The sequence below is a fragment of the Chryseobacterium sp. POL2 genome (assembly GCF_011058315.1).
GTDB lineage: Bacteria > Bacteroidota > Bacteroidia > Flavobacteriales > Weeksellaceae > Soonwooa.
In genome coordinates, this window is record NZ_CP049298.1 from 2,721,840 (window position 1) to 2,738,240 (window position 16,401).

At 35.4% G+C, this 16,401-nt stretch carries 20 protein-coding genes and 1 rRNA gene; 12 read left to right on the forward strand and 9 right to left on the reverse strand.

Annotated features, from left to right (window positions below):
• The first annotated feature begins 139 nt into the window (after positions 1-139).
• Positions 140-247: ribosomal RNA gene (gene rrf / locus G6R40_RS12615) — 5S ribosomal RNA — on the forward strand.
• Between the two features lie 210 nt (positions 248-457).
• Complete coding sequence (locus tag G6R40_RS12620; RefSeq protein ID WP_165136150.1) at positions 458-1,543, forward strand: tyrosine-type recombinase/integrase; 1,086 nt, start codon at positions 458-460, stop codon at positions 1,541-1,543.
• Here the strand turns inward: G6R40_RS12620 and G6R40_RS12625 are convergent.
• On the reverse strand, positions 1,540-3,429 hold the full coding sequence (locus G6R40_RS12625; RefSeq protein ID WP_165136153.1) for an ABC-F family ATP-binding cassette domain-containing protein: 1,890 nt from the start codon (positions 3,427-3,429) through the stop codon (positions 1,540-1,542). The two genes, G6R40_RS12620 and G6R40_RS12625, sit on opposite strands and share 4 nt — an antisense overlap.
• Positions 3,430-3,621: 192 nt before the next feature.
• Between G6R40_RS12625 and G6R40_RS12630 the strand changes: the two genes are divergently transcribed.
• Positions 3,622-4,521 carry a carbohydrate kinase family protein gene (locus tag G6R40_RS12630; RefSeq protein ID WP_165136156.1) on the forward strand — a complete coding sequence of 300 codons (900 nt, stop codon included), beginning with the start codon at positions 3,622-3,624 and terminating at the stop codon, positions 4,519-4,521.
• On the opposite strand, the gene G6R40_RS12635 is transcribed toward G6R40_RS12630, so the two are convergent.
• Positions 4,498-5,361: a glycoside hydrolase family 25 protein gene (locus tag G6R40_RS12635; RefSeq protein ID WP_165136159.1), complete on the reverse strand. Its 864-nt coding sequence runs from the start codon at positions 5,359-5,361 to the stop codon at positions 4,498-4,500. The genes G6R40_RS12630 and G6R40_RS12635 overlap by 24 nt on opposite strands.
• A 41-nt stretch (positions 5,362-5,402) precedes the next feature.
• Entirely contained in the window at positions 5,403-5,849 is a 447-nt protein-coding gene (locus G6R40_RS12640) for a GreA/GreB family elongation factor (RefSeq protein ID WP_165136162.1), read from the reverse strand.
• Between G6R40_RS12640 and G6R40_RS12645 the strand changes: the two genes are divergently transcribed.
• Positions 5,842-6,039: a hypothetical protein gene (locus G6R40_RS12645; protein WP_165136165.1), complete on the forward strand. Its 198-nt coding sequence runs from the start codon at positions 5,842-5,844 to the stop codon at positions 6,037-6,039. The two genes, G6R40_RS12640 and G6R40_RS12645, sit on opposite strands and share 8 nt — an antisense overlap.
• Here the strand turns inward: G6R40_RS12645 and dinB are convergent, their stop codons facing one another.
• The 4 genes from dinB to lpxK all read right to left on the reverse strand — a co-directional run bounded on the left by dinB (position 6,040) and on the right by lpxK (position 9,795).
• On the reverse strand, positions 6,040-7,125 hold the full coding sequence (gene dinB / locus G6R40_RS12650) for a DNA polymerase IV (protein WP_165136183.1): 1,086 nt from the start codon (positions 7,123-7,125) through the stop codon (positions 6,040-6,042).
• Between the two features lie 43 nt (positions 7,126-7,168).
• Positions 7,169-7,684, reverse strand: a complete 516-nt coding sequence (locus G6R40_RS12655) for a TlpA family protein disulfide reductase (RefSeq protein ID WP_165136186.1) — start codon at positions 7,682-7,684, stop codon at positions 7,169-7,171.
• A 286-nt stretch (positions 7,685-7,970) separates the two neighbouring features.
• Positions 7,971-8,786 (reverse strand): purine-nucleoside phosphorylase, encoded by an 816-nt coding sequence (locus tag G6R40_RS12660; RefSeq protein ID WP_165136189.1) that lies wholly within the window; start codon positions 8,784-8,786, stop codon positions 7,971-7,973.
• Positions 8,770-9,795, reverse strand: coding sequence for a tetraacyldisaccharide 4'-kinase (gene lpxK / locus G6R40_RS12665; protein WP_165136192.1), 1,026 nt, complete (start codon positions 9,793-9,795; stop codon positions 8,770-8,772). Before lpxK ends, G6R40_RS12660 begins: the two co-directional genes overlap by 17 nt.
• Positions 9,796-10,008: 213 nt before the next feature.
• On the opposite strand from lpxK, the gene G6R40_RS12670 reads away from it, so the two are divergent.
• The 6 genes from G6R40_RS12670 to G6R40_RS12695 all read left to right on the forward strand — a co-directional run bounded on the left by G6R40_RS12670 (position 10,009) and on the right by G6R40_RS12695 (position 14,398).
• Entirely contained in the window at positions 10,009-10,866 is an 858-nt protein-coding gene (locus G6R40_RS12670) for a YicC/YloC family endoribonuclease (RefSeq protein WP_165136195.1), read from the forward strand.
• A gap of 53 nt (positions 10,867-10,919) precedes the next feature.
• Positions 10,920-11,483 (forward strand): guanylate kinase, encoded by a 564-nt coding sequence (gmk, locus tag G6R40_RS12675; RefSeq protein ID WP_165136198.1) that lies wholly within the window; start codon positions 10,920-10,922, stop codon positions 11,481-11,483.
• A gap of 18 nt (positions 11,484-11,501) precedes the next feature.
• Positions 11,502-12,518, forward strand: coding sequence for a quinolinate synthase NadA (gene nadA, locus G6R40_RS12680; RefSeq protein WP_165136201.1), 1,017 nt, complete (start codon positions 11,502-11,504; stop codon positions 12,516-12,518).
• A 216-nt stretch (positions 12,519-12,734) separates the two neighbouring features.
• Complete coding sequence (gene folB, locus G6R40_RS12685; protein ID WP_165136204.1) at positions 12,735-13,094, forward strand: dihydroneopterin aldolase; 360 nt, start codon at positions 12,735-12,737, stop codon at positions 13,092-13,094.
• A gap of 4 nt (positions 13,095-13,098) precedes the next feature.
• Positions 13,099-13,602, forward strand: a complete 504-nt coding sequence (locus G6R40_RS12690) for an RDD family protein (RefSeq protein ID WP_165136207.1) — start codon at positions 13,099-13,101, stop codon at positions 13,600-13,602.
• A 64-nt stretch (positions 13,603-13,666) separates the two neighbouring features.
• Entirely contained in the window at positions 13,667-14,398 is a 732-nt protein-coding gene (locus tag G6R40_RS12695) for an SIMPL domain-containing protein (protein ID WP_165136210.1), read from the forward strand.
• Between the two features lie 42 nt (positions 14,399-14,440).
• Here G6R40_RS12695 and dtd read toward each other — a convergent pair whose 3' ends face one another.
• Complete coding sequence (gene dtd / locus G6R40_RS12700) at positions 14,441-14,890, reverse strand: D-aminoacyl-tRNA deacylase (RefSeq protein ID WP_165136213.1); 450 nt, start codon at positions 14,888-14,890, stop codon at positions 14,441-14,443.
• Between the two features lie 9 nt (positions 14,891-14,899).
• The gene (locus tag G6R40_RS12705) at positions 14,900-15,352 is read right to left on the reverse strand and encodes a hypothetical protein (protein ID WP_165136216.1); all 453 of its coding nucleotides are present in this window, start codon (positions 15,350-15,352) and stop codon (positions 14,900-14,902) included.
• Between the two features lie 110 nt (positions 15,353-15,462).
• Here G6R40_RS12705 and greA point away from each other — a divergent pair, with 110 nt between their 5' ends.
• Together greA and G6R40_RS12715 are read left to right on the forward strand one after the other, a co-directional pair.
• The gene (greA, locus tag G6R40_RS12710; protein ID WP_165136219.1) at positions 15,463-15,930 is read left to right on the forward strand and encodes a transcription elongation factor GreA; all 468 of its coding nucleotides are present in this window, start codon (positions 15,463-15,465) and stop codon (positions 15,928-15,930) included.
• 28 nt (positions 15,931-15,958) lie between these two features.
• Entirely contained in the window at positions 15,959-16,348 is a 390-nt protein-coding gene (locus G6R40_RS12715; RefSeq protein WP_165136222.1) for an HIT family protein, read from the forward strand.
• Positions 16,349-16,401 lie beyond the last annotated feature (53 nt).

Below are 16,401 nucleotides of genomic sequence, written 5' to 3' on the forward strand. Positions count from 1 at the left end.
AAATTAATATTTAAAGACAAGTTCTTATAAGTGCGCTAAAGGTTTTGCCTTTGTGATGTATATTACCGATAAAAAGCAGTATGCTTTACGCTGTAAGCCTAGAGCTTATAGCCTACTGCCTACAGCTATATACCTTATTTAGGGTGGTTTTAGCAGAGGGGCTCACCTGTTCCCATTCCGAACACAGAAGTTAAGCCCTCTAGCGCCGATGGTACTGCTAACGCGGGAGAGTAGGTCGCCGCCAGTTTTTATTAGAAAGCTCATCAACATTGTTGATGAGCTTTTTTTGTTTTAGAATATAATATAAATGGAGAAAGTGAATAAAACAAAGCTGCTTTAACCACAAAATTATGATGCTATTAAAATTTGGCTAATATTTATTAGTTATAATTTTTTTAATTTCAGCTTATATTTGTAAAAATCTTACTAAATTTATTAGTTTGCTATTGACACAATTATGGAAACTAATATTATTAATCAATTTCCTATGCTAGGCGTCTTAAATAATCGGAATATTATTTGGCTTGGAGATAAGGTTTCTTATGAAATTTTAAATATCATACGGGATAAGTTCAACATTAAGCTAGAGCTAGAAAGCGGAATTAATTATTTAGAAGATTCTGAATATGCTCGTTTTCTTCTCGGTCTTGATAGTCAATTTAAAGGGCGGAAATTTATTTCTAAAATACACTTTGACAATCTATCAGAATTCTACCGATACCTTGATTCTTTAGTATTAAAAGGATTTTCTACGAGTACTATTAAAACTTATTGTGGCGAGTTTGCCCAACTTCTAAATATTATTGGCGATTTTTCTGTGAAAAAACTTTCCGAAGACAAATTGAGAAGCTATTTCCTATATTGTCATATGGAATTGAATTTATCAGAAAACCAGATTCACAGTCGGATGAATGCTGTTAAGTTTTATTTTGAAAAGGTTTTGGGTAGAGATAAATTTTTTGTAGATATTCCGCGGCCAAAAAAGGCTCAGATTTTACCTAAAGCTTTGAATGAGAAAGATATCTCGAAATTGATAGATGTTACCACAAATGTAAAACATCAACTTATTTTGAAACTTTGTTATGGCATGGGACTTCGAGTAAGTGAAATTGTTAATATCAAAATTCAGGATATTGATGGAGTTAAGCTTAAAGTTCTTATCGAAAGAGCGAAAGGTAAGAAAGACCGCTATGTTAATCTTCCGAAAAGTATTTTGAAAGAATTAAGAGATTATTATAAAGAATACCGCCCTCAATATTATCTTTTTGAAGGAGAACCTGGACAACAATATTCTAAACGCAGTGCACAAGCAGTTTTCAAACAAGCTATGAAAAAAGCGAACATCAGCAAGAAAGTTGGTATCCATAGTCTGCGACACAGTTATGCAACCCATTTGTTAGAATACGGAACCGATATTTCTTTAATCCAAAAATTATTAGGCCATAATAGTATAAAAACAACCTTAATCTATACAGAAGTTACGGATAAGAATATTGCTAATGTTGTGTCACCTTTAGATCGATTAAATAAAAATAAATTTTAAGATTCTAATAGTTCTTGAAGTTCTAGCCAACGCAATTCTGACATTTCTAAGGCTTCCGAAATCTGTTCTAAATCTGTGGAAAGTTTAGCAATCTTGTCATAATCTGTTTCATTACTTAATGCATCAAGGATTGTAGCTCTTTTTGCTTCTAACTCAGGCAGGTCTTTTTCCAAAGTTTCCAACTCACGTTGGTCTTTATAAGAAAGTTTCTTTTTAGGCTTGTTGTTTTGTGTAAGAGTCTTTTCTACAGTTGTTTTAGCTTTAGATTCATCTATTTTTTTAGTTTCGGAATCTTGCGTTTTTTTCCATTCGCGATATTCTGTAAAATTACCGACAAAATCCTTAATTTTTCCTTGACCTTCAAATGCTAATACATGATCAATTATACGATCCATAAAATAACGATCGTGGGAAACGATGATTAAACAGCCCTGGAATTGTAACAAGAAGTTTTCTAAAACCGTTAAAGTAGGCAAATCCAAATCGTTAGTTGGCTCATCGAAAATCAAAAAATTAGGATTTTGATACAGGACATACATCAAATGCAAACGGCGTTTTTCACCGCCAGAAAGTTTAGAAATTGGTGAATACTGCGTTTGATCATCGAATAAGAATAGTCTTAAAAATTGTGAAGCAGACAAGCTCCTCCCATTTGCTAATGGATAATATTCTGCTTTTTCTTTGATGAAATCGATAACGCGTTCGTCTTCTTTAAAACTAAGACCTTTTTGAGAAAAATAACCGAAACTTATCGTTTCACCTGTTTCTATTGTCCCATGGTCAGCCTTTTCTAAATTTTGAATAATATTGAGAAGTGTGGATTTTCCAGCACCATTTTTTCCAACAATTCCGACTTTCTCACCACGCTGAAATTGATAACTAAAATCCTTCAGTAGAACATTGTCACCAAAAGCCTTGTCAATATTTTTAAGTTCAAGGATTTTTTTACCCAAGCGTTTCATTTCAAAATCCAGTTCTAGACTTTGTTTTCTGGTGTCGGTTTTTGCTACTTTTTCAGTTTCGTAGAAAGCGTCAATTCTGCTTTTGGACTTAGTGGTTCTTGCTTTTGGTTGACGACGCATCCACTCCAATTCTTTTCTATAAAGATTGTTGGCTTTGTCGATTGTGGATTCTAGATTGTCTTCTCGGATCATTTTATTTTCAAGATAGGTCGCGTAACTTCCGTTATGGACGTAGAGTTGTGCGTCTTCCATTTCCCAAATTATATCACAAACGGCATCTAGAAAATAGCGGTCGTGCGTTACGAGAAGCAAGGTGATTTTTTGTTTAGAAAGATAATTTTCCAACCATTCTACCATTTCGACATCGAGGTGGTTGGTAGGTTCGTCCATAATTAAAAGTACATGCCGATGTTCAGCTCTGGTCTCTGTAAGAAGCTTTGCAAGGGCAACACGTTTTACTTGTCCACCCGATAATTTGCCCATCTGGATTGATAAATCCGTAATTTGAAGTTGGGAAAGTATTTGTTTCATTTCGTTTTCCAAATCCCAAGCTTTGTGAACTTCCATTTCTAAAAGCGCCTTTTCAATAAAGTCGTGGTTGCTCGACGTCAACGACAAATGATAATTTTTGAGTGCTACAATGGGTGGAGAGTTCAACGTCATCATAAATTCTTCAACCGTTAATTTGGGGTCAAAGTCAATCTCTTGGTCGAACAGAACAACTTGTATATCTTTATTAATGGAGATAGAGCCATGGTCGGAAATCTCTTTTCCCATAAGGATTTTTAAGAGTGTAGATTTTCCACTACCGTTTTTTGCGACAATCGCTATTTTGTCACCTTCATTAATATTAAAGCTAATATCTTCAAATAAAACCTTCAATCCATAGGATTTTGAAAGCTGTTCTGCCGTCACGTAATTCATAGTTCAAAAATACGAATAAGAATTGGCTTTGTTGCTTTTTATAAATTTGTTCCAATAATTTATTTTTGTTGATTTTACTATTTGTAAGGTTTTAGATTCATATAACTTAAAATTTGTTAAAAAATGTTATAATATTTGGAATATTTGGTAGTCATATTATAAAAATATTATCTTAGGTTTAAAATTAAATCTATGAGAAAAGCCATCTGTTTCGGAGAAGTATTATGGGATATTTTCCCAAATGGGAAAGTTATTGGTGGAGCTCCTTTGCATGTTGCTGCTAGATTATCTAGCCTAGGTGTGCCATCTCGTATTGTTTCTAAAATCGGAAATGATGCGGCTGGAAGAACACTTTTAGAACATATTCAAAATCTTAATTTGACGGGTGTGTACATCAAAATCGATCAGGATTATCCAACAGGTGAAGCTATCGTTAAGTTTGACGAAAATTCTGAAGCTTTTTATGACATTAAAACAGCCTCGGCTTGGGATAATATAGAATTGACCAAAGAAATTGAAGAAGCTGTTTCCGCTGCAGATATTTTTGTATATGGTTCGCTGGCTGCTCGTGGACAAACATCCAAAGAAACATTGCATGAACTTCTTAAAAAAGCAAAATACAAAGTTTTTGATGTTAATGTACGAAAACCTTATTGCGATTTTGATGAGATTTTGTTTTTAATGCGACAAGCAGATTTAATCAAACTTAATGAAATAGAACTTCGTTATTTGGTTAGACATCTTGGCGCAGAGAATGAATCTTTAGAATTAGATATTTTGTTTTTATCAGATTATACAGAAACTTCCCAGATCTGTGTTACACGTGGATTAGACGGTGCCGTTCTTTTAAGTGGTGAAAATCTTTATTCGCATCCTGGTTACGACGTGGAAGTTGTAGATACAATCGGTTCTGGTGATAACTTTTTAGCCGCTTTACTTTCCAAGATTCAAGATTGCGAAACCGAGCAGGATTTTAATGATTTGTTGGCTTATGCGAGTGCTGTAGGTGCGGTTGCAGCAACCAAAAAAGGTCCAGCTTCTAGAATTGATAAAGAAGAAGTTTTGCAATTAATCCAAGGTCAGTTGTCGTAAAGACCAATAGCTGCCGTTGTAAACGTTGAGATCAACTTTGACATTGATGCCGTAGGCAATTCCGTTTTCTGTGAATTGCCAGAATTGCCAATTTTCCTCTGGAGATGGCGCAGGAACATCGTTATAATTGGCTAGCCAAAGTGGATAATCCTCGAACTCGCCTGCTAGTACATCTTTGTGATAATGATAATAGGTGTAGATAATTGGTTTTACACCATAAGCGTTTTCCATTATTTTTAACCAAAGTTTAAGATCAGCAATCAGTTGTGCTTTGGTTTTATGGCGAGGCATTTTTTCAATATCCAAAACAGGTGGAAGATCACCAGATTCTAATTTGACAACGGAAGCGAAAGAATTAGCTTGCAAAATAGGATCTTCGTCGGGACGGTAAAAATGATAAGCACCACGCAAAAGTTCATGCTTTTTGGCTTGCTCCCAAAAGTGGTCAAAGTTTTTATCCGTTTTTTTGTTTCCCATCGATGCGCGGAGAAGAACAAATTTTAACGGAATTGTTTTGTTGCCGATGCTGAGGCTGTCCCACTTTATATCTTCTTTATTTTGATAATGAGAAATGTCAAAGCCAAAAGTTTTTGTCGCATAATCGCCAATAATTCTATTGATGCGTTGCTCCTCTTGCGCAGAATTTTTTAATTTTTTGTGATGAAATTTGTTGAAATAACTCGAGTAATAAAAATGAATTTTTTCCTTTAAATAATAGCCTGTTCCAAAAAGGCCAAGAAAAGTAAAAGCCAAGCTCCACCATAATAATTGGCGTTTTAGTTGACGTTTTTTTGATTTTGCTTGTCTTGATTTTTTATAATTCGGAACTCTTTTTTTCATCGGCGCAAAACTACAAAACAAATCCTGAAGTAGAGCGGATTTTAATAAATTTCCAAAATGGAAATATTTTGTTTGTTAAAGCTAACTATATCACCCGTTTTATGATTTAAAAGTGCTTGTGCGATGGGACTTTTATCAGAAATAACATAAAGCTTTTTGTCCTCAAATTTTATTTCTCCTAATGAAACTGAAACAAAAAAATCGGAAAGCGAAGTTTTGACGTAACTTCCCAGACTCACGACTTTCTTCTCGGAAAGCTTGATGTTTTTCAGTAAATTGTGTTGTTGTTGAAGTTCGTTAAGTTGAATTTGCAAATTGTTGATCTGTTGCTGCAACATTTCGCGTCCCGTTTCGTATTTGTCGCCCATGCTACTTTTGGTGTCATTATTTGACGTTCGCGTATCATCGATTAATTGTTCGAGTTTTGTGATTTTTTGATTTATAATTTCCAACAATTGCTCTTGAAGTGCTATTTTATTAATGGGCATTTTTTTAATTTTGAGGATTAAATCTTCGACAAAACTACTCAATGATCTTATGATTTCCTATAATTCTAAATTTAAAATTTTAATTTTCATCAACTTGGGACTTTTAATGTTTGGACAGAAAATGCCGCGCCCAGCAGAAGTTGTTGCCAATTATTACAAAGCTTTGGGAGGGAAAGAAGATTTGCGCTAATTAATCAAAATCTTCAAACGGGATTTTCAACTGTATCGAAACTTGTTTCTTTTCGTCGGTGTTGAGATTGGATAAGGACAGACCTAAAAGTCTTACGGCGCGATTAAAAGGTTTCTGTTGCCAAAGATTTTTTGCGGTTTTGTAATAATCGTCTTGGGATTGGAAATAGTCCGTCTTTGTAAAACTTCGTGTAAAAAGTGAAAAATCTTTGTATTTAATTTTTAAAGTCAGACTTTTTCCAAGAATTTGGTGTTTCGAAAGTCGTGTTTCGAGCTCTTGCGAAAGATATTTTAATTTTTCGTCAATTTGTTGTTCATCCAAAAGATCATCAAAAAACGTACGTTCTACAGCAACACTTTTCTGTATCCGATTGGGCTTTACCTCACTATTATGGATGCCACGCACTACATTGTAATAATATTGTCCAGATTTCCCGAAAAGTCGTGTAAGCTCCTCAATTGTTTTTTTCTTAAGGTCCAAACCTTTGTAAATGGATAAGCTGAACATTTTGTTAGCTGTTACTTTTCCGACACCATAAAATTTTTCAATCGGAAGTTCTTCCAAAAATTTTTCGATATGTTGCGGATGTATGGTTTTTTGTCCGTTTGGTTTGTTAATATCCGAGGCTACCTTTGCCAAAAATTTGTTAACCGAAATGCCTGCCGATGCGGTAAGTCCTGTTTCATCAAAAATGCGTTGTCGAATTTCTTTGGCGATTTGGTTAGCAGATTTGATGCCTTTTTTGTTTTCGGTAACATCGAGATAAGCTTCATCCAAAGATAGTGGTTCGACCAGGTCTGTGTAGTCGTAAAATATACTTCTAATTTTTCGAGAAATCTCTTTGTAACGTTGAAAGCGATGAGGAACGAATATAAGATGAGGACATTTTTCTTTGGCTGTCTTACTTGGCATTGCCGATCGTACACCATATTTTCTTGCTTCGTAACTTGCAGCTGATACAACGCCGCGATGACCGCCACCAACAGCAATGGCTTTGCCTTTCAGTTCGGGATTGTCGAGCTGTTCCACCGACGCATAAAAAGCGTCCATGTCAACGTGAATGATTTTTCTTTGTGGTAAAGGCATACACAAATTTAGAAATAAATAGACTTAAATTATTGATTTGAGTCTATTTTGAAAGTTGATCGATGGTCTTTTGGATGGCAGGATCTTCGGGAGATATTGCGTAATATTTTGCAATATTCGAAGATTGGTCAATCACCATGAATCTCGGAATCCAATTGAGTTCGATATAGTCATTGAAAGGATTTTTCCAGCCTGATGAGAACCAATAATTTTCTTTTTGCTTCATATTAAATCGTTCTAGACTTCTGTCGAATCCTTCTTTGTTGCGTTCCAAAGAAAAGTAAATGAAGTCTATATTGGGATTTTTATCGGCGAGTTCATTAGACTTTGGAATGGCTAGAATGCAGTCTTTGCACCAGCTTGCCCAAAAATCGATGACTAAAATTTTGCCTTTGTGTTGTTCCAAAATTTCTTTTACTGAAATGGATTTGCCTTCTTCGTCCTGCATTTTTTCAGCAAGGGCTTCTTGGCTAAATGTTGTTTTGTTTACGGATGGGATTTTTTGAGAAAAGCCTAAAGTGAAAATGGATAAACAAAAAATGGGAATTATCTTCTTCATTAATTCTAAAATCTAATATGACAAAGCTAAGTATTCTTGTTTGAGATTATCTTTTTTTTGATGTTAAAATTATATAAAAGTATTATTAAAGTCGCGTTGAAAAATTTTTCTAAAAACTCTGTATTTGCGCCCCGGCGTAGGTGGAGCTCTTTTCTATCTACAAGGCTGTGGCGGCGAAGCCGCCACAGCCTTGTAGATAGAAAAAGCGGGAGCCGAAGACGGAAATGGCGCCCAAATAAAAAATGCATCCTTAAGTAGAATGCATTTAATGATATGTTTTAAAATCTTAATTGTAATTTTTAACAAGACCTTTTACGATTTTGATAACGTCTGGCATGGCTTTGTTAGCGGCATTCAGAACTTCTTCGTGGGAAACAGCAAAAGCAATTTCTGGACCGCCCAAATCGGTAATAATTGAAATGCAGAATACGTCCATGCCCATGTGCTTGGCCACGATAACTTCCGGAACGGTGCTCATCCCAACGGCATCACCACCGATGAAACGTACCAATCCGTATTCTGAAGGTGTTTCGAAAGTTGGACCTTGCAAACCAACATAGACACCTTCGTGTACCAAAATATTATTTTCTTTAGCCACATCGTGTGCGGTTTGTAACATGTTTTTGTTGTAAGCTTCGCTCATATCCACAAATCTAGGACCTAGCTCGTCGATGTTTTTACCACGTAATGGATGTTCTGGCATCATGTTGATATGGTCTTTCACCAGCATAATGTCACCAACGTGGAAGTTCGGATTAACACCACCTGAAGCGTTGGAAAGCAACAGGTTTTTGATTCCTAAAAGATGGAAAACTTTGAAGGGAAAAGTTACAGTTTCCATTGGATAACCTTCGTAATAGTGGAAACGTCCACTCATCATAAGTACTTTTTTACCTTCAAGAATTCCGTAGATCAGTTTTCCGCCATGACCAACAACGGTAACTTGGGGGAAGTTAGGGATATCTTCGTATTCTATCGTATGGATGGGTTGTACTTCGTCTTGTAATTTTCCAAGTCCAGAGCCTAAGACGATTGCAAAATCGGGTGTGTCTTGGATAATATTTTTGATAAAGGCTGCTGTTTCTTTAATTTTTTCTAACATAATCGTTGATAATTTGATTAAACGCTTCTTGATTGTCAATTTCTACATTAATGGGCCAATAAAAGATTTTATCTCTAAGATAATCGAAAGTTTTTAGTCTTACATAATCTTTTTCTGTGGTGAGGATAATTTTGTATTCTCCTAGTTTTTTATATTCGGATACTATTTTTTTGATGTCGTCATCAGAAAAATTGTGGTGGTCTTTGTATTTAAGATGGGTTACTTTGTTAGAATATTTTCCAACTTCTTTTACAATTTGTGTTGGATTTGCAATTCCAGTTATCAGAAGAACGTCATAATAATCCAGATTTTTAACAGGCATATATTTGTCGATACTTATGATGTTTTCATCATATTCTATCGAAGAGAAAAACACCTTTTGATAATGTTGTGGTTTTATCCTTGAGATATAATATTGTTTTTTTTCTTCCGTAAGATCGTCTGGACATTTGGTTACCATAATAATGTCCGCGCGGCTTGCACCTCTACGGCTTTCTCTTAAGTCGCCAGCTGGTAAGATGAAATCTTTAAAGTAAGGATCATTATAAACAGTTAATAAAATGTTGAGTCCTGGTTTTATAGCGCGATGTTGATAGCTGTCGTCCAAAACTAAAACATTGAGGTCCATGTCTTCAATCAGTTTTTTGGCGCCAAATACGCGGTCTTCACACACGGCAATTACGAAACGATTTTTAAACCTTTCGAAAAGCTGCATGGGTTCGTCACCAACAGTTTTGTAGTTGCTGTCATAGTTCACAACATGATAGCCTTTGGTCATTCTGCCATAGCCACGGGACAAAACGCCCGTTCTGTAATATTTGGAGAGATAAGCTGCCAAATACATTACCATAGGCGATTTGCCACTTCCGCCCACGGAGAGGTTACCTACGCCAATGATAGGAGTTTTGAATCGTTTTGAAGAAGAGATTCCCCAATCAAACATTCGGTTTCTAATAGAAGTTCCGAGATGATAACCAAGGGAAAAAGGGTAGAGATACCATCTTTTCATAGCCGACAAAATTACAATAATCGATTGTCTTTATCAATAGGTTTTTGTCTAAAAAGGATTAATATTTATCAGTTTATTGAAAATTTTGAACCAAAAAATATTTAGTGCCTCTTTAAAATTCAAGCAAAACACAATTTATATTGATTATTAAGAATCTTTGAAAGGCTTTTCGAGGAACATCGTTATATTTGCATATTAATAAGAAAGTCAATTATGGTATTATCAATGACGGGATTTGGCCGTGCAGAAGGCGTTTTCGAAGGAAAAAAACTTACTGTCGACATCAAATCACTCAACAGCAAAACATTCGACCTTAACATCAAAGTGCCTCTTCGGTATAAAGAAAAAGAATTTGATGTTCGGAAATTGCTGAACGATAAATTGCTTCGTGGAAAAGTAGATTGTTACATCAATTGTGAAAATCTTGAAGATAGCAACGATGTCAATATTAATAAAGAAATTGTAAAGTCTTATATCGCCCAACTTAGTGATATTTCGCCAGGTGCAGAAGCTGTAGAATACTTGCAGATGGCCGTTCGTATGCCAGAAGCGATTAGCAACAAAACAACGGATCTAAATGATGAAGAATGGCGTTTTCTTTTAAAAATTATTAATGAAGCGATTTCTAAATTCTTAGAATTCCGTACCACAGAAGGTGCAATTTTGCAAACTGAATTAGGAAAAAACATCAAAAATATTGAGCTTAAATTATCCGAAGTTCCACCTTATGAAGAAGAAAGAATTGTTGCAATAAGAGAGCGTTATCAAAATGTTTTGAAAGAATTCGAAAATGTTGATGAAACGCGTTTTTACCAGGAAATGGCTTATTATACAGAAAAGCTAGATATTTCTGAAGAAAAAGTGAGATTGGCGCAACATCTTAAATATTATAATGACGTCATGAATACTGAAGATTTTAATGGAAAGAAATTAGGTTTTATTTCCCAAGAAATCGGACGCGAGATTAATACACTTGGTTCCAAAGCCAACCATACAGCCATTCAAAAATTGGTTGTAGAGATGAAAGATGATCTCGAAAAAATTAAAGAACAAACCCTTAACGTTTTGTAAAGTATAATTTTCAGTTACAACTTAGTTTTGTAATCATAATTATTAAATGAAAAATGAATAAAGTAGTCATATTTTCGGCACCATCAGGAAGTGGGAAAACCACTCTGGTAAAACATTGTTTGGCACATTTTCCAGAATTGCAATTTTCGATTTCTTGTACCACGCGTGACCCGCGAGGAGAGGAAAAACATGGGGTTGATTATCACTTTTTGAGTCCAGACGATTTTAAGAAAAAAATTTCTGAAAATGCCTTTGTTGAGTTTGAAGAAGTCTATACGGACAAATTTTATGGTACGTTGAAGGACGAAGTGCAAAAGATTTGGGATAATGGGAAAATCGTTATTTTTGATGTAGATGTCAAAGGCGGTGTTAACTTGAAAAAGATTTTTGGAGAACAAGCGCTTTCTATTTTTATTGCACCGCCAAGTATTGAGGAGCTAGAACGTCGACTGATTACTCGAGGAACAGATAATCTAGACACTATAAAAACGCGTGTAGCCAAAGCCGAGGAAGAATTAACTTACAAAGATCAGTTTGATAAAGTTGTCGTTAATGATGTTTTAGAAATAGCAACTCAAGAAATGGAAAATATTTTGACGGCCTTTATTAAAGCCTAATTTTAAGCACAAACTAATATGGAAAGTACATTACAAAAAGCAACATCCAACCTTCCTGTTAAAGGTTTTTTAGATATTAAAGACATTGCAATTCCGCAAGGACAAGATCTTGTAGATGCAATTTTGAAATTAAAAGAAGAAAAAAATGCGGTTATTTTGGCGCATTATTATCAACCTGCAGCGATTCAGGATATTGCAGATTTTTTAGGAGATTCACTTCAACTAGCACGTCAAGCAAAAGATACCAATGCAGATATGATTGTTTTCTGTGGTGTACATTTTATGGCAGAAGCAGCGAAAATCCTTAATCCGACTAAGAAAGTGGTATTGCCAGATACCTTGGCAGGATGCTCTCTAGCAGATGGTTGTAGCGGAGAAGGTCTTCGGAAAATGAAAGCACAACATCCAGGTGCTTTAGTAGCAACGTATATCAATTGTAATGCGGAGACAAAAGCAGAAAGTGACATTATTGTGACAAGCTCTAATGCGGAAACTATTATCAATGCATTATCCAAAGACCAACCAATTATTTTTGCACCAGACAAAAACTTGGGTAGATATTTAGCTCAAAAAACTGGTAGAGATATGATATTGTGGGACGGTAGCTGTATTGTTCACGAAGCTTTTTCTATGGAAAGAATTGCCAAACAATTGGCAGAAAATCCAGATGCAAAACTTATCGCGCATCCAGAGAGCGAAGAAGCGGTGCTTAAGTTGGCACATTTCATAGGTTCTACTTCAGCTTTATTAAATTATGTTGAGCAAGACGATTGTCAAAAATTTATCATTGCAACGGAGGAAGGTATTCTTCACGAGATGAAAAAGCGTGCGCCACATAAAGAACTTATTCCCGCGTTGGTGTTCGATGAAAGTTGTAATTGTAGCGAATGTTTTTTTATGAAACGAAACACCATGGAAAAACTTTATCTATGTATGAAGTACGAACTTCCAGAAATTCTTATCGATGAAGAATTGCGTCTTAAAGCTTTGAAACCAATTGAAGCGATGTTGGATTTGTCAAAAAGTATTAAGTAATAGGGCAATCCCGCGCCGAAGCTTTCCCAAGCTAGCGGTCGGGCTGTACGCTATATCTTGAGCGCTTCGCTCGGTCGACTCCGCGATGCTCCGTCGCCTCGCTCCGCTCCCAAGGATGTCGCTTCCATCCCTATTGCAATCAAAATAGAAATAAACTACAAGTTTTGTTGAGAAATTGGCAAAACTTGTTTAGTTTTACGAAAACGATTAAAGCCTATGAATTCAAAAATTATCCTTGAAAATATTAAGATATTTGCCTATCACGGTGTTTTACCAGAAGAAACGATATTAGGAACCTACTATATTGTCAATGTAGAATTACATGCAGATTTATCGAAGGCCACAGCGTCGGATGATTTGGAAGATACCATTAACTATGCCGAAGTCAACGATGTCATTCATCAAGAAATGAATGTGTCTTCCAAATTGTTAGAGCATGTTATTGGCAGGATTATTTCGAAACTAGAAACAAACTTTCCGCAGCTCAGTTTTATAAAAGTAAAACTAACCAAAACCCGTCCGCCAATGCATGGTGAAATGAAAGGCGTTAGCATCGAGATGGAGAAAAAACTATAATTGTATGAAGCCTAATTACAAACGCGTTAATCGATTTAAAGCCAGCCAAATGACGCGGTTTTATAATTTAATAATTGACAGTATTTTTCTTTTCATTCTCAATTATTGTATTGGGATGATTATCGGTCTTCTTTATGTGTTAACTAACTCTATGTTTATCTTAAAATTAATCTATAGTTTGGAAGACAAATTAATTAATTGGATGTTTGGAGCGGTAACTATGATACTGTATTATTTCTTGTTCGAATATTTTTCAAAAGGAAGAACAATTGGGAAGTTAATCACAGGAACTTGCGTTGTTGACATTAATGGATTGACGCCTTCCAGATGGGAATTTTTTACAAGAACTTTATCAAGAATAGTCCCTTTTGAAGCTTTTTCTTTTTTATCAAGTGTAGATAGGGGCTGGCATGACCGCTGGAGCGATACCGCAGTTGTACAGTGGAAAGACTATAACGAAGATATTCAGCAAGCAGTGGCATTAGATGAATTAGGAAAGTCTACATAATTATCATTATCAAAAAGCTTGGAATAAACTTTGATGTCATTTCGGAACACTAAAAACAAAAAATATGAAACAATACATTACGGTTGGCATCGCTGCGTTGGGGCTTATAATCTCTGCCGCTTTTCTCGGAAATGCAATCAAAAACCGTAACAAAGCAGATAATACAATTTCGGTAACAGGTTTGGGATCCAAGACCTTTACTTCCGATTTAATTACTTGGTCGGGAAGTTTTTCAAAAAATAATTTTGATCTAAAATCGGCTTATGACGAATTGGCGATTGATAAAAATGTCATTGCGCAATACCTAAAATCAAAAGGTGTTAAAGATGATGAGATGGTTTTTTCAGCGGTAGACATTCAGAAAAATTTTCGAAGTTATAATGACGCAAATGGGAACTATGTGCAAGGCGAATTTGCTGGGTATAATTTATCACAAAGCGTTAGCATAGAATCCAAGGAAGTTGCGAAAATCGAAAATATATCACGAAATATTACAGAAATTATCAACCGCGGTATTGAATTTACCTCTTCTTCTCCACAATATTTTTATACCAAACTTGCAGAAGTCAAACAACAAATGATTGCCGATGCGACCAAAGATGCCAAAGAACGCGCTGAAAAAATTGCCGATAATGCAGGAAGTAGTCTTGGTAATCTTAAAAAAGCAACCATGGGTGTTATCCAAATTACCGCGCCTAACTCCAACGAAGACTATTCGTACGGCGGGACTTTTAATACTTCATCAAAAGAAAAAGAAGCATCAATTACCATAAAATTAGAATATCAGGTTGACTAATTTTACTAAAAAATATTTCAAAAAAGCTAGATTTTCAAGAATCTAGCTTTTTGTTTTACTATCCATTACAATCGTTACAGGACCGTCGTTGATTAAAGAAACTTTCATGTCTGCGCCGAAGATTCCACTTTCTATTTTTAAAGATGATTTTTTGAGTTCAGCCTTAAAATACTCAAATAATGGAATGGCCTGGTCGGGTTTTGCAGCTTTAATGAAAGAAGGACGATTCCCTTTTTTGTAATCCGCAATCAATGTAAATTGGCTGATGCAAAGGATTTCGCCACCAATATCTTTTATGGATAAATTCAGCTTTCCTTCCTCATCACCAAAAACTCTCAGGTCCAGTATTTTTTTTACTAGCCAATTGGCATCTTCCTGATTGTCGCTTTCGTCAATACCAATTAGAAGCATAAAGCCTTTTCCAATTTCACCAACAATAACATTATCTACTTTTACCGAAGATTCGGAGACACGCTGAATAACAACTTTCATTTTTAAAATTTAATAATACACAGAAATAGTTCCCGATGCAGCATCGTATGCAAATGGATACGTTTTTGGCGGAAGCCCTTTTGAGGTTTCATTAATCGGAGTTCCGTTCATCATCCATTCAGCACCATCTTTTGGACAAACTATCGTCGTATTGTCTTTTACATAAAGTATTGTTTTGTCGGTGTCTGGACAGATGTGTGGTGCGTTACGATCAAAAATTTTAAAACCAGAATTGGTGTTTACGATGATAAGTCCATGCGTGCCAGAGCCGGCCTGGTCAACATACACCCAACCGCCCTGATAGTTCAAAGCATGGTACAATGGTGTGTTGATATTGATGCTTACATTGATTTGTACTTGTGGGAAACAAGAAACGGTTTCGGCACGTTCACTACAGGAGTTGATAATGAATAAATTACTGAAAACCAGAAAAATAATTGGCCCAAAATGCTTCAATCTCATTTTCATATCAAAATTAATTTATATATTTGTCAAAACGATTCAACACAGCAAAAATTATATCCGGCAAAGGTCGGATAATTTTTTTATATCAACGTTAAAAAATTATTGACATGAATTACGTGACTAAAGAGGGGTTAGATAAAATGAAAACCGAGCTAGAACGATTGGAATCTATCGAAAGACCGAAAGTGACGCAACAGATTGCAGAAGCGAGAGATAAAGGTGACCTTTCTGAAAATGCAGAATACGATGCTGCTAAAGAAGCGCAAGGTCTTTTAGAAATGAGAATTTCTAAACTGAAAGATGCTATCTCTGGTTCAAAAATTATTGATGAAAGTTTATTAGATATCTCGAAAGTTTCCATTCTTACAACAGTTAGATTGAAAAATCATGCTACGAAAGCAGAACAAAAATTCACGCTTGTGCCTGATAATGAAAGTGATTTGAAATCAGGGAAAATATCTGTTAATACTCCAATCGCAAAAGGTCTGCTAGGGAAAATCGTGGGTGATGTTGCAGAAATTGTATTGCCAAATGGTAATAAGTTAACTTTTGAAGTTTTGGAAATTAGTCTGTAAATTTGCAAAAGATTTAATTTTTAAAATAATGAGTTCTATTTTCACAAAAATCATCAACGGAGAAATCCCAAGCTACAAAATAACCGAGGATGACAACTTCATTGCCTTCCTAGATGTTATGCCTTTGGTGAAAGGTCATACTTTGGTAATTCCAAAAAAGGAAGTCGATTTGATATTTGATTTAGAATCTGAAGATTTTAAAAATCTTTGGGGCTTTGCCCAGCAGGTTGCAAAAAAAATTGAAAAGGCAATTCCTTGCAAAAGAGTCGGCGTTGCCGTGGTGGGATTAGAAGTTCCACACGCGCACATCCACTTGGTGCCGCTTAATGCTATGCAAGATCTTAATTTTGGGAATGAAAGGCTTAAGCTAAATCCTGAAGAATATCAAGCAATTCAAGAAGCTATTACAAACGCATAATTTAAAAGAAGCAACTGCTTCTTTTTTTATCATTATAAAAGAAAAACGTACAG

Coding starts and splice junctions, on each gene's coding strand:
- G6R40_RS12620 (WP_165136150.1), top strand. CDS start 458: ATGGAAACTAATATTATTAATCAATTTCCTATGCTAGGCGTCTTAAAT.
- G6R40_RS12625 (WP_165136153.1), bottom strand. CDS start 3,429: ATGAATTACGTGACGGCAGAACAGCTTTCAAAATCCTATGGATTGAAG.
- G6R40_RS12630 (WP_165136156.1), top strand. CDS start 3,622: ATGAGAAAAGCCATCTGTTTCGGAGAAGTATTATGGGATATTTTCCCA.
- G6R40_RS12635 (WP_165136159.1), bottom strand. CDS start 5,361: ATGAAAAAAAGAGTTCCGAATTATAAAAAATCAAGACAAGCAAAATCA.
- G6R40_RS12645 (WP_165136165.1), top strand. CDS start 5,842: ATGGGCATTTTTTTAATTTTGAGGATTAAATCTTCGACAAAACTACTC.
- G6R40_RS12640 (WP_165136162.1), bottom strand. CDS start 5,849: ATGCCCATTAATAAAATAGCACTTCAAGAGCAATTGTTGGAAATTATA.
- dinB (WP_165136183.1), bottom strand. CDS start 7,125: ATGCCTTTACCACAAAGAAAAATCATTCACGTTGACATGGACGCTTTT.
- G6R40_RS12655 (WP_165136186.1), bottom strand. CDS start 7,684: ATGAAGAAGATAATTCCCATTTTTTGTTTATCCATTTTCACTTTAGGC.
- G6R40_RS12660 (WP_165136189.1), bottom strand. CDS start 8,786: ATGTTAGAAAAAATTAAAGAAACAGCAGCCTTTATCAAAAATATTATC.
- lpxK (WP_165136192.1), bottom strand. CDS start 9,795: ATGAAAAGATGGTATCTCTACCCTTTTTCCCTTGGTTATCATCTCGGA.
- G6R40_RS12670 (WP_165136195.1), top strand. CDS start 10,009: ATGGTATTATCAATGACGGGATTTGGCCGTGCAGAAGGCGTTTTCGAA.
- gmk (WP_165136198.1), top strand. CDS start 10,920: ATGAATAAAGTAGTCATATTTTCGGCACCATCAGGAAGTGGGAAAACC.
- nadA (WP_165136201.1), top strand. CDS start 11,502: ATGGAAAGTACATTACAAAAAGCAACATCCAACCTTCCTGTTAAAGGT.
- folB (WP_165136204.1), top strand. CDS start 12,735: ATGAATTCAAAAATTATCCTTGAAAATATTAAGATATTTGCCTATCAC.
- G6R40_RS12690 (WP_165136207.1), top strand. CDS start 13,099: ATGAAGCCTAATTACAAACGCGTTAATCGATTTAAAGCCAGCCAAATG.
- G6R40_RS12695 (WP_165136210.1), top strand. CDS start 13,667: ATGAAACAATACATTACGGTTGGCATCGCTGCGTTGGGGCTTATAATC.
- dtd (WP_165136213.1), bottom strand. CDS start 14,890: ATGAAAGTTGTTATTCAGCGTGTCTCCGAATCTTCGGTAAAAGTAGAT.
- G6R40_RS12705 (WP_165136216.1), bottom strand. CDS start 15,352: ATGAGATTGAAGCATTTTGGGCCAATTATTTTTCTGGTTTTCAGTAAT.
- greA (WP_165136219.1), top strand. CDS start 15,463: ATGAATTACGTGACTAAAGAGGGGTTAGATAAAATGAAAACCGAGCTA.
- G6R40_RS12715 (WP_165136222.1), top strand. CDS start 15,959: ATGAGTTCTATTTTCACAAAAATCATCAACGGAGAAATCCCAAGCTAC.